Source organism: Mesorhizobium sp. P5_C1, assembly GCF_054049815.1.
The window spans coordinates 1-11,647 of record NZ_JBFULQ010000153.1 but is presented as its reverse complement, the minus strand read 5'-3'; the positions used below and the strand labels follow the sequence as shown (position 1 = coordinate 11,647).

13 protein-coding genes are annotated in these 11,647 nt (G+C 63.8%); 10 read left to right on the top strand and 3 right to left on the bottom strand.

Annotated elements, in window-relative coordinates; genetic code table 11:
* The 3 genes from ACXJ7R_RS14575 to ACXJ7R_RS14565 all read left to right on the top strand — a co-directional run.
* The coding region (locus tag ACXJ7R_RS14575; protein ID WP_457152443.1) for a sulfatase-like hydrolase/transferase at positions 1-779 on the top strand (779 nt) is incomplete at its 5' end.
* A 97-nt stretch (positions 780-876) separates the two neighbouring features.
* On the top strand, positions 877-1,656 hold the full coding sequence (locus tag ACXJ7R_RS14570) for a succinate dehydrogenase iron-sulfur subunit (RefSeq protein ID WP_379023766.1): 780 nt from the start codon (positions 877-879) through the stop codon (positions 1,654-1,656).
* A 232-nt stretch (positions 1,657-1,888) separates the two neighbouring features.
* Positions 1,889-2,530, top strand: a complete 642-nt coding sequence (locus ACXJ7R_RS14565) for a YceH family protein (protein WP_457152442.1) — start codon at positions 1,889-1,891, stop codon at positions 2,528-2,530.
* A gap of 246 nt (positions 2,531-2,776) precedes the next feature.
* Here the strand turns inward: ACXJ7R_RS14565 and ACXJ7R_RS14560 are convergent, their stop codons facing one another.
* Positions 2,777-3,202, bottom strand: coding sequence for an OsmC family protein (locus ACXJ7R_RS14560; protein WP_457152441.1), 426 nt, complete (start codon positions 3,200-3,202; stop codon positions 2,777-2,779).
* A 254-nt stretch (positions 3,203-3,456) separates the two neighbouring features.
* Between ACXJ7R_RS14560 and ACXJ7R_RS14555 the strand changes: the two genes are divergently transcribed.
* From ACXJ7R_RS14555 to ACXJ7R_RS14545, 3 genes are all read left to right on the top strand, one after another.
* A complete protein-coding gene (locus ACXJ7R_RS14555) occupies positions 3,457-3,675 on the top strand; it encodes a hypothetical protein (protein WP_095084396.1) in 219 nt (72 codons plus the stop codon).
* Positions 3,672-4,028, top strand: a complete 357-nt coding sequence (locus ACXJ7R_RS14550) for a YciI family protein (RefSeq protein WP_457152440.1) — start codon at positions 3,672-3,674, stop codon at positions 4,026-4,028. The genes ACXJ7R_RS14555 and ACXJ7R_RS14550 overlap by 4 nt, the downstream gene beginning before the upstream one ends.
* 134 nt (positions 4,029-4,162) lie before the next feature.
* Positions 4,163-4,690, top strand: a complete 528-nt coding sequence (locus ACXJ7R_RS14545) for a hypothetical protein (RefSeq protein WP_095084049.1) — start codon at positions 4,163-4,165, stop codon at positions 4,688-4,690.
* 53 nt (positions 4,691-4,743) lie between these two features.
* Here the strand turns inward: ACXJ7R_RS14545 and ACXJ7R_RS14540 are convergent, their stop codons facing one another.
* Entirely contained in the window at positions 4,744-6,003 is a 1,260-nt protein-coding gene (locus ACXJ7R_RS14540; RefSeq protein ID WP_457152445.1) for a ubiquinone biosynthesis hydroxylase, read from the bottom strand.
* 99 nt (positions 6,004-6,102) lie between these two features.
* Between ACXJ7R_RS14540 and tesB the strand changes: the two genes are divergently transcribed.
* From tesB to ACXJ7R_RS14525, 3 genes are all read left to right on the top strand, one after another.
* Positions 6,103-6,978 (top strand): acyl-CoA thioesterase II, encoded by an 876-nt coding sequence (tesB, locus tag ACXJ7R_RS14535; RefSeq protein ID WP_095084050.1) that lies wholly within the window; start codon positions 6,103-6,105, stop codon positions 6,976-6,978.
* Between the two features lie 217 nt (positions 6,979-7,195).
* The gene (locus tag ACXJ7R_RS14530; protein WP_095084051.1) at positions 7,196-7,534 is read left to right on the top strand and encodes a P-II family nitrogen regulator; all 339 of its coding nucleotides are present in this window, start codon (positions 7,196-7,198) and stop codon (positions 7,532-7,534) included.
* Positions 7,535-7,565: 31 nt separating this feature from the next.
* Positions 7,566-8,921 carry an ammonium transporter gene (locus ACXJ7R_RS14525; RefSeq protein ID WP_095084052.1) on the top strand — a complete coding sequence of 452 codons (1,356 nt, stop codon included), beginning with the start codon at positions 7,566-7,568 and terminating at the stop codon, positions 8,919-8,921.
* A 323-nt stretch (positions 8,922-9,244) separates the two neighbouring features.
* On the opposite strand, the gene ACXJ7R_RS14520 is transcribed toward ACXJ7R_RS14525, so the two are convergent.
* Positions 9,245-9,616 (bottom strand): hypothetical protein, encoded by a 372-nt coding sequence (locus ACXJ7R_RS14520; protein ID WP_457152439.1) that lies wholly within the window; start codon positions 9,614-9,616, stop codon positions 9,245-9,247.
* 215 nt (positions 9,617-9,831) lie between these two features.
* Here ACXJ7R_RS14520 and ACXJ7R_RS14515 point away from each other — a divergent pair.
* On the top strand, positions 9,832-11,647 hold a 1,816-nt coding region (locus ACXJ7R_RS14515), incomplete at its 3' end, for a DNA translocase FtsK 4TM domain-containing protein (protein WP_457152444.1).

The window sequence follows — 11,647 nt, the reverse complement described above, 5'->3', positions numbered from 1 at the left end:
GCCTGGGCGATGTTCTGAAGGCGCGAGGCTATCAGCAGAACTTCATTTCCGGTTGGCCGCTCGGCTTCACCGGTCAGGGAGAATTCTATTCCACCCATGGCTATTCATCGCTGTTTGGGGGATCCGAAGTGGTGGCCGCCGTCGGTGGGCGTGGCAGCTCTTTTGGCGCCGATGACGCCCAGGTTCTGGACATGAGCTTCGACGTTTTGCGGCGCGCGAACCGAGACGGCAAACCGGTCTCGCTGACGATCGCCGTCAGTGGTGGGCATGCGCCGGATGGCTACCTGACTGACAAATGTATCGGCAAGACAGGACTTTCCCCACAAGCCCCCAATATTCTCCATGCCGTGAAATGCACCAACATGCTGGTCGCAGACTTCATCCACAAAGCCGAGGCCGAAGGTCTGATGAGGAACACCGTTCTGGCGTTGCAAAGTGACCACCTCAGCGCGCCGAGCACGGTGACGGATCGGCTGAACACGTTTGAACGGCGCAATTTTTTCTCCCTGTCGGGCGATGGCATTCCCTCCAAGGCGTATACCAGGCTTTCGGGCACGATTGACGTATTTCCCTCCATTCTGGAGGCGCTAGGCGTGCCGCTCCCAAATGACCAGGCTGCCCTTGGCGTTTCGCTGCTTGGGGATCGACCGACGCTGGTCCAGGCACTTGGACAGGGCCAGTTCGATGACGCGATCCATGCCGAGGATGTGCTCGTCAGATCATTCTGGCAGCTGAAACCGGCACGGACGGCCGCGGCGTCCGAGGCTGAGCCGCATTAATGCCAGGGTGCACACCGGCGGCAAGTGTTCGATGCCAGATAGCGCCTTGATTTGGCACCCAGAAGCCGATTAAAAGGTCACGTTCAGAGGCACGCCAATGGTCGAACTTACGCTCCCCAAGAACTCGAAGGTCCAGCAGGGCAAGACCTGGCCGAAGCCGGAAGGCGCGACCAATCTCAGGGAATACCGCATCTACCGCTGGTCGCCGGACGATGACGAGAACCCGCGCATCGACAGCTATTTCGTCGACATGGACGATTGCGGGCCGATGGTGCTCGACGCGCTGCTATGGATCAAGAACAAGATCGACCCGACGCTGACCTTGCGCCGCTCCTGCCGCGAGGGCATCTGCGGCTCCTGCGCCATGAACATCGACGGCTCCAACACGCTCGCCTGCACGAAGGGCTGCGACGATATTTCCGGCGCCGTCAAGGTCTACCCGCTGCCGCATATGCAGGTGGTCAAGGACCTGGTGCCCGACCTCACCAATTTCTATGCCCAGCACGCCTCGATCCAGCCGTGGCTGAAGACGGTGTCGCCGGAGCCGGCCAAGGAATGGCTGCAGAGCCATGAGGAGCGCGAGAAGCTGGATGGCCTCTACGAGTGCATCCTGTGCGCCTGCTGCTCGACCTCGTGCCCGAGCTACTGGTGGAACGGCGACCGCTATCTCGGCCCGGCAACGCTGCTGCAGGCCTATCGCTGGCTGATCGATTCCCGCGACGAGGCCAAGGGCGAGCGGCTCGACAACCTCGAAGACCCGTTCCGGCTCTATCGCTGCCACACCATCATGAACTGCGCGCAGACCTGTCCCAAGGGCCTCAACCCGGCCAAGGCGATCGCCGAGATCAAGAAGATGATGGTGGAGAGAAGGGTGTAGTTTTAGTGGGGAAATCACCTCAGCCGTTGCGATCCTTCCCACCCCCCTCTGTCCTGCCGGACATCTCCCCCGCAAGGGGGGAGATTGGCCGTCATCCCGGCTTTCGCTAATTTCCAACTTTGCGAGAATGGTCTGACCGCGCTAAAGCTGCCGATCTCCCCCCTTGCGGGGGAGATGTCCGGCAGGACAGAGGGGGGTGCTGTCCCGCCGGCCTCAGAAGGATAGCGACGCCATGACAGATACCGACCTTCCCATTCTCTCCCCTGTCGAGGCGCGCGTGCTCGGCTGCCTGATCGAGAAGAAGGAGCTGACGCCGGATGTCTATCCGCTGACGCTCAACGGCGCGCATGCCGCGGCCAACCAGAAGACGGCGCGCGAGCCGGTGATGGCGGTCGAACTTGTCGAGGTCAGGCGGGCGCTGAGCCAGTTGGAGCAGAAGGGCCTGGTCCGGCAGGTCTTCGCCTCGCGCGTCGAGCGCTACGAGCACCAGGTGGCGCAGCGCTTTTCGCTCACCTCGGCGCAGATCGCGCTGATCGGCCTGATGCTGTTGCGCGGCGCGCAGACGGCGCACGAATTGCTGGCGCGAGCCGAGCGCATGGCGCGGTTTTCGTCGATCGAGGCGCTGCGCACCGACCTCGACCTGCTGATCGGCCGCCGGCCGCCGCTGGTGGTGCTGATCGAGCGCGGCCCCGGCCAGCGCGAGGAGCGTTTTATGCATCTGCTGAGTGGCGCGGTGCAGATCACGCCCGTCGCCATGCATCAGGCCCCGCCGGTCGCCTCATCGGTCCCCGGCCTCGAAGAGCGCATCAGTACCCTCGAGGAAGAAGTTGCGAGGCTGCGCACCCTCATCGAGGCGCTGACCGGCGGCCGCTGACCCGAGAGTCCGTTTCAGATGATCATTGTCGACGTTGGGCGCCGCCCCTCATTGCCCTGCCGGGCATTTCTCCCCGTATAGGGACGGGGAGAAAGAGGACGGCCGCGACGCCGGCGTTCTTTTTGCAGCGCTGGTGATTGGCGAAACCGTCGATGTGAGCGCCCCTCTCCCCGTCCCTATACGGGGAGAGGATGCCAGCAGGCAGGTGAGGGGCGGCGCAAACGTCAGCAGGCTCTGCGATATTGTTTACCCAAGCCTGGCGTCGAGCGACACTTTTATGGCGCCGAGTGCCTTGGAGACCGGGCATTCGGCCTTGGCCTTCTCGGCCAATTCCTTGAATTTCGCCGCCTCGATGCCCGGCACCTTGCCGACCACAGTGAGGGCGCTGCCGGTGATGCCGGTGCCGGGAACCAGCGTCACCACGGCCTTGGCGTCGAGCTCGGTGGCGGGCGTGCCGTTTTCAGCCAGGAAGTGCGAGAATTGCATAGCGTAGCAGCCGGCATGCGCCGCGGCGATCAGCTCTTCCGGATTGGTGCCGGATTTGCCGCTCTCGTCCTCGAAGCGCGCCTTGAACGAATAGGGCGTGCCCTTCAGGGCCCCGCTCTGCGTATCGAGCGTGCCGTTGCCCTCTTTCAGATTGCCTTTCCAGACGGCGTTTGCGGTGCGGTCCATGAATTCCTCCTTGGTTGTCGTGGTGGGTTGTCGTGGCTGGTTGCCGGGCTTGTGATCGGGATTGGGGCCGGCGTCCGGTCAACTATAGCGCGCGCAGACGCGAAGGCCACTGCGCTCTTTGGACCACTGCACGGGTGTCGACGGCGGTCGCTTCGATTCTTTTTGAAAAAATGCGCGTGCAGAAATGTCGACTTTGATCCGCCTCGCCCGTCCTGCGGGCGGCCACGCAAGTTGATAGCCGGATGGAGGATCACATGGATATGCTGTTTTGTGCGCATTGGAAGAAAAAGGCCGGCCGCGGAGGCGGTGGACAGGAAGCCGACTGGATGCACCAGCCCGCGCCGGCGTTCGGCCGGTTTCTGGCGGCGGTTGCCATCATCGGGGTTGCGGTGTGCATTCTCGACCACGCTGCGGCGGGCAAGGGCCGGGCCGACACGCTCGTCGCCTCGACACAGCAAGGGAGCTCGAAATGAAATATGTTTGCCTGGTCTATGGTGAGGAAAAGGATCTTCACGCGCTGACCCCGGCGGGGTCGGACAAGCTCAACGCCGATTCGCTGGCCTATGACCGATCGCTCGAGGACAAAGGCCTGCTGATCGTGGCCGAGGCGCTGCAATCGGTGACGTCAGCCAAAACCGTGCGCCGGCGCCAGGGCAAGCGGCTAGTCACCGACGGGCCCTTCACCGAGACCAAGGAGCAGTTGCTCGGCTTCGTCATGGTCGAGGCAAGGGATCTCGAAGAGGCACTGGACATTGCCGCCGGTATTCCGCTGGCCGAACTCGGCACCATCGAGGTCCGCGCCATCTACGACATACCCGGATCATAGATCCGTGCCATGCGTTGCGGTCACTTCGAAACCAGGGCGTTCGGTCAACCGAACGTCTCGGTCGATCGCAACTTTTGCGCGTTGATGCAAGGCAAGAGTTCTCCTATCGTCACCTGGATTTTGGGGGATTCTTCATGCCTTTCCTGATTGCTATCCTTGGCGTGTTGGGCGCGGCGGCGTTCTGGTGGTACCGGATGAAGGCGATGAACGAGGCGGCGCGTGACGTTGCCGATGTCATCGGTCGGGTCCAGGGCTCCGTGCGCCGCAAGAAGCTGCGCAAGCAGGCGGCCCTGTCGCCGCTGACGGCGATCGACGATCCAGTGGTGGCGGCCGCGACGTTGATCACCGCCATCGTTTCCGAAGATGGGCCTGTGCTGCCGCAGCGCGAGGCGGTCATTCGCGCGGTGATTTCCGAGATCGCCGACAAGAAGAAGACCGACGAGGCGGTGATCTACGCCAAATGGGCCGCGTCACAGATCGACGACACGACGATCGTCATCGACAAGCTGGCGCCGTTCCTGCGCGAACGGCTTGATGTGGCCGAGCGAAACGATCTGCTGCAGATGGTCAACCGCGCCGCGCAAGGTGGCGAGAAACGCCTTGAGATCGCCGACCAGCGCATATTGCGGCTGCGGCAGAAGCTGGGCTTCGAAGTCAACTGATGTTCGGCTGAGGCCACCTGACCTGAATCTCAACACACCCTGGCAAGTCGGTGTCAGATCGCCTCGCCCTTCAGCAGGCGCGGCGTCCCGGCGGACAATCCCGATGCCTGGCGGATAAAAAAATCCTTCAGTCGCGGCATGCGCTCGACCAGGCCGAGCCCGATGTCACGGACGGCGCGCAGCGGGCCGATGTCGTTGGAAAACAGCCGGTTCAGCACGTCCGTGGTGATGCCCATCTGCACGGTGTCGAAGCGCCGCCACTGCTGGTAGCGTTCGAGCACGTCGAGCGCACCGATGTCCTGGCCGAGGCGGTCGGCCTCGACGATCACTTCGGCCAGAGCGGCGACATCCTTGAAGCCGAGATTGAGGCCCTGGCCGGCGATCGGGTGGATGCCGTGGGCGGCGTCGCCGGCCAGCGCTATGCGCGGCGCGACGAAAGCGCGCGCGATGGTCAGGCCGAGCGGCCAGGCGCGCGGCTTGTCCGCGACCCGGATCTCGCCAAGCTTCAGGCTGAAACGCTGTTCGAGTTCGTGCTCGAAGACGAGATCGTCACCGGCAACCAGCTTCTCGGCATCGGGCGTGCGCTCGACCCAGACGATCGACGAACGGTTGGTGCCGTCCTCGCCGGGCTTGAGCGGCAGCGTGGCAAACGGGCCGGCCGGCAGGAAATGTTCTTCCGCGCGGCCATTGTGCGGGCGTTCATGCGCCACCGTACAGACGATGCCGGACTGGCCATATTCCCACTTCACCGTCTTGATGCCGGCCATGTCGCGCAGCTTCGAGTTGACGCCGTCGGCGGCAACCAGCAGCCGGGTCTTCAGCGTCGCACCGTCGGCAAGATGCACGGTGATGCCGGCGCCGTTGGTCTCAAAACCCTGCACGGCGACGCCTTCGATGATGTCGATGCCGAGTTTCTCGGCGCTGGCCCGCAAGGCGCCGTTCAGCGCCCGGTTGGCGACCATATGGGCAAAGGGTTCGCCCGGTGCGACCTCGCCGTCGAAGGTCAGGAAAACCGGGCGCACCGGGTCGGAGGTGCGCGAATCGGTGATGATCATCTCGGTGATCGCCTGGGCCTGCGGCGCGATCTCGGCCCACACGCCGAGCTGGTCGAGCATGCGGCAGGCGGCGGCGGCGATGGCCGATGCGCGGCCATCCCTTTGCCAGGCGCCGGCGGGCGCGGCATCGACCAGAGCGACGGCAAGGCCCGGACGCGCCTGCTTCAGCGAGACGGCGCTCGCCAAGCCGACATAGCCGGCACCGGCGACCAGAACATCGAGCCCGGATCTGTTTTTTGCGTCGGTCTTGCGTTCCATCTTCTTCGCTCCTTCCACGCCGACCGGGCTTGCGCCCTTGACTGCCTGTCCGTCCTGTCGGAAACCGCCATAACACTTCTGCGGCAAGGGTGCGAAAATATGACGGCTGCCATGGACGAGCTTCTCGGCATTCTCGACCTCGAGAAGCTGGAACACAATCTGTATCGTGGTCGCAGCCCCTTGCTCGACTGGCAGCGCGTGTTCGGCGGGCAGACCATCGCCCAGGCGCTGGTGGCGGCACAGCGGACAGTCGACCCCGATCGCCACGTGCATTCGCTGCACGGCTATTTCATGCGGCCCGGCGACACCAAGGTGCCGATCGTCTACGAGGTCGACCGGATCCGCGACGGCGGCTCCTTCACCACGCGCCGCGTGGTGGCGATCCAGCATGGCCAGGCGATCTTTTCGCTGGAAGCCTCGTTCCAGCAGGACGAGGTCGGCCTCGAACACCAGGTGCCGATGCCGCAGGACGTCCCGGCGCCAGATACATTGCTGTCGCAGCGCGAATTGCTCGGCAAGTTCGGCGAGGCGGTGCCCGAAGGCATCAAGCGCTACTGGGAGCGCGACCGGCCGATCGAAATGAAGCCGGTCATGCTGAAGCACTACACCAGTCGCGAAAAGCTGGAGCCGAAGCAGAACATCTGGATCCGCACCACTGGTCCGGTGCCGGCGGATCGCGCCATCCAGGCAGCGGTGCTGGCCTATCTCTCCGACATGACGCTGCTCGACACATCGACCTTCGCGCATGGCCGCGCCATTTTCGATCGCGATATCCAGGCGGCGAGCCTCGATCACGCCATGTGGTTCCATCGCAGCCATGCGCTCGACGACTGGATGCTCTACACGCAAGACAGCCCGTCGACACAGGGGTCGCGCGGCTTTACGCGCGGCTCGCTGTTTGCCCGCGATGGCACGCTGATCGCCTCGGTTGCGCAGGAAGGGYTGATCCGGCTCAAGCGATCGCCTGCAGAGTAGGCATTTTGAGAAAATTGCCTAATTTTTAAGCAGACGTTTTGCCGCCGTTGCGGGCACCTCGTCGCTTTGGCGACCTCAATTCTTTTGTTTACAATGGGTTAACACCCTGCTTCGGCAATTGGCACGGAGCTTGAATCCTGTCGGGCACTCTCCGGCTCTTTGGGTTCGGTGAAGTCGTGCAAACGCGGGGGACCGCAACAGCAAAGGGTGAAACCTTATGAAAATCGTGATGGCAATCATCAAGCCGTTCAAGCTCGACGAGGTGCGTGAAGCGCTTACCGCCGTCGGCATCCAGGGCCTGACCGTCACCGAAGTCAAAGGCTACGGGCGTCAGAAGGGACATACGGAAATCTATCGCGGAGCGGAATACGCGGTCAGTTTCCTGCCGAAGATCAAGATCGAAGTCGCGGTCAGTGCCGACGTGGTCGACAAGGCCGTCGAGGCTATCACCGCGGCCGCCAAGACCGGCCAGATCGGCGACGGCAAGATCTTCGTTTTCGGCATCGATCAGGCGGTGCGCATCCGCACCGGCGAAACAGACACCGACGCGCTCTGAGCGGCGAACACGTATTCCAATGGAGAGTTCAATGAATATTCCTTCCACCTTGAAGACGACGGGACGCGCCGCCCTTTTAGGGTCGCTCGCTCTCGCAGCATTGGGCACGGTCGCCGCCTTCGCTCAGGAAGCGGCTCCCGCCGCGGCCGCGGCTGCACCGGCTGCTGCCCCCACCCCGGTGCTCGACACCGGCAACACCGCCTGGATGCTGACCTCGACGGCGCTGGTGCTGATGATGACCATTCCGGGCCTGGCGCTGTTTTACGGCGGCATGGTGCGCAAGAAGAACGTGCTCGCCACGATCATGCAGAGCTTTGCCATCACCTGCCTGGTGACGGTGCTGTGGTTCATGTTCGGCTATTCGCTGGCCTTCTCCGACGGTGGCGGCATGAATGCCTATCTCGGCGGCACCTCGAAATTCTTCCATCACGGCATCACCACAGCCTCGCTGTGGCTGCCGGGCGTCGCGAACATTCCTGAATTCGTCTTCTCGATGTTCCAGATGACCTTCGCCATCATCACCCCGGCACTGATTGCCGGCGCCTTCGCCGAACGCTTCAAATTCTCGGCGCTGCTGATCTTCATGGCGCTCTGGCTGCTGGTCGTCTACGTGCCGATCGCGCATTGGGTCTGGGGTGGCGGCTTCCTCGGCACGGCTGGCGTGCTCGACTTCGCCGGCGGTACGGTCGTCCACATCAACGCCGGTGTCGCCGGTCTGGTCTGCGCGCTGGTTCTCGGCAAGCGCGAAGGCTACGGCACCACCAACATGGCGCCGCACAACCTGGTCTACTCGGTGATCGGTGCTTCCCTGCTGTGGGTCGGCTGGTTCGGCTTCAACGCCGGTTCGGAACTGGCTGCCGACGGCCTCGCCGGTGCCGCCATGCTCAACACCCAGGTTGCCACCGCAGCAGCGGCGCTGGCCTGGATGTTCGCCGAATGGATCGTCGCCAAGAAGCCGTCCGTGCTCGGCATCATCTCGGGTGCCGTCGCCGGCCTGGTCGCGGTGACGCCGGCTTCCGGCTTCGTCAACCCGACCGGCGCCTTCATCGTCGGCATCGTTGCCGGCGTCGTCTGCTACCTCTCGGCGGTCAAGGTCAAGCACATGTTCGGCTATGACGACTCGCTCGATGCGTTCGGCGTGCACGGCGTTGGCGGCATCATCGGCGCCCTGCTCACCGGCGTGCTCGCCGATCCGGCGATCAACAGCCTGTCGTCGGGTGCTTCGCTCGGCAAGCAGATCTACGGCGTCGCCGTCACCATCGTGTGGACGGCTATCGCCACCTTCGTGATCCTCTACATCGTCAAGGCGCTGGTCGGCCTGCGTCCGACGACCCAGGAAGAGGTCGAGGGCCTCGACATCTCCCAGCATGGCGAAGTGGTGCCGTAAGGCCAGCTTAGCCAAGGGGCCGGTGGAACCCTCCTCCCGCCGGCCCCCTTACCTGCCTACGCAATTCCGAACGGAAAACCACCGCACATTTTCCTGGAATTGCCTTGAAAGATCCCGTCGTGACGCTCCCGAAAGGAGGTCACGCATTGAGGCCCGGACACGTTCCGGGCCTCTTTTTTGGTACCATGCCGACAGGCGTCTTGATCGAGCCGAGGTTCGATCTTTTTTGCCGACCAAACAATGGCGTGCCCTGTGCCTGTTGCGAGGCCGCGCGTGGACAGGGCTTGAGCAGGATCTCCCGACAAACCGTTCCGGCGGCAGCCCTATCCGCCGGCGCCGTCGTCCATCATGGTGTTTGTCAGCGTCTCATAGGCCCTGCTGCATGTCTGGGAATGAGGGCAATTCCTGACAATCAGCACAGGCGCCACCGTCAGGACGGCCGCGATGAAAATCTGCAGGCCGAGCCCCAGCAATCCAAATCCTTTGCCGAAAAGACCCCTGTACAAAAAATACAGGCCTTGCATCAGACAGGCGGTGGCGAGGGTGTGCAGCAGCGGGCTGGTCGCCCTGGCAAAGGGTGTCACGTAGCCATCCGGAAAGCCCACCATGCCGAGTTCGACAAACCAGTGCAAAGCGAGCAGGAGACTGAGCCCTGCCCAGCCCAGAACCGCCACGCGAAGGATGACAGATTGCATGCCTCTACCCAAATTGGTGGCCCTGCGGCAACGTCACGGCCCTTTCTCAGGTCGCTTTCCTCGGGCAGCAAGCGGCTCAACCGTCGGTAACGAGGTTTGATCATCTCAACCTCTTATAGTTAATGCGCCCTTAACCTTCCCGCCGATAGTCTGAGACCCGAATCTGCCGGAGTGCGCCACGCACCCGCACGAAGCAATGACAGACGGGGATGAGCATGCGTTCAGGGGCTTCAGCACCGCTCGCGCTGGCCGATACGGGGCACGGCATCCAGGCGTTCGCGCGGCGCCAGGTCGGGCGGCTGGTCGGCGCCGGACTGTTCGTGCTGGCCGCATTCGGCGTCGCCAGCCTTGCCACCTGGAATGTCGCCGATCCGAGCTTCTCGCACGCGACGAACAACACCGTCACCAACGCCATGGGCTATGCCGGCGCCGTGTTCTCCGACCTGGCCATGCAGTTCTTCGGCCTTGCCGCCGTCGCGGCGCTGGTTCCGACCGTGATCTGGGGCTTTCTGCTGTTTTCCGCGCGCGGCGTCGACAGGCTGCCCAGGCGCGGGCTTTCATGGTTTGGCTTCGCCCTGCTCGCCGCGGCAATGGCCGGCTGCGTGGTGCCGCCCAAGACCTGGCCGCTGCCCACCGGCCTCGGCGGCGTGTTCGGCGACATGGTGCTTAAGATCCCCGGGATTGTGATCGGCGGCTATCCGACCGGGCTGTTCGCCAGCATCATCGCCATCTTGCTGGCCGCACCCGCGCTGTGGCTCTTTGCCCACGGTTCGGCGCTGATCGGACGCAAGAACGGCTTCGCCGTGATGGAGGACGAGCCTGCCGTCGATCCGCGTGAGGACGACCTTTTGTTCGACAATGACGAGGATGAGGGCGACGAAGGCATTCTGGCGCTTGGTGCCATCACCCACTGGTGGCTGTCGCTGCGCGCCTGGATGCACCGCCGCGCCGTGCGCCGCAGGCAGGAGCGGGAGGAGTACGAGCCGGAGATGGAGCCGCGCGCGAGCGGCTGGCGGCGCGCCGCCGAACGGGTCGAGTCGGCCGAGTTCGCCGAATCGCGGATGAGCCCGGACGGTCGCGCCCGCGTCGAGCCCGAATTCTTCGCCGCCATGGTCAATGACCGCAGCATTTCGGTCGATCCGGATGATGACGATGTCTTCGGCGATCGCTTCGACAATGGCGAAGATGCCGAATTCGACGATGAGCCCGTCGTGCAACGCCGTTCGGCGCCGACCGCCAGGGTGCAGCAGTTCCGCTCCGACGCCGCCACCCGCGTCGAGGCGCCGGCGCCGCGTCCGGCTCCGGGCGCCCGCGTCCAGCGCGAGGCGCAGACATCGCTGATCGGCTCGGAAAAATTCGAGATGCCGTCGCTGCATTTCCTGTCCGAACCGAAGAACGTGGTGCGCGATGCCAGCCTGTCCAAGGACGCGCTGGAACAGAATGCCCGCCTGCTCGAGGGCGTGCTGGAGGATTTCGGCGTCAAGGGCGAGATCATCGCCGTTCGCCCCGGTCCCGTCGTCACGCTCTATGAACTCGAACCGGCGCCCGGCATCAAATCCTCGCGCGTCATCGGCCTGTCCGACGACATCGCCCGCTCGATGAGCGCCATCGCCTGCCGCGTCGCTGTGGTGCCCGGCCGCAACGCCATCGGCATCGAACTGCCGAACGCCAAGCGCGAAACCGTTTATCTTCGCGAGATTCTGGCCAGCCGCGACTTCGAAACGACGAAGGCCAAACTGGCGCTGGCGCTGGGCAAGACCATCAATGGCGAGGCGGTCATCGTCGACATCGCCAAGATGCCCCACGTGCTGGTCGCCGGCACCACCGGCTCGGGCAAGTCGGTCGCCATCAACACCATGATCCTGTCGCTGCTCTATCGGCTGACGCCGCAGGATTGCCGGTTGATCATGATCGATCCGAAAATGCTGGAACTGTCGGTCTATGACGGCATTCCGCATCTGCTCACGCCGGTGGTCACCGATCCGAAGAAGGCGGTGGTGGCGCTGAAATGGACCGTGCGCGAGATGGAGG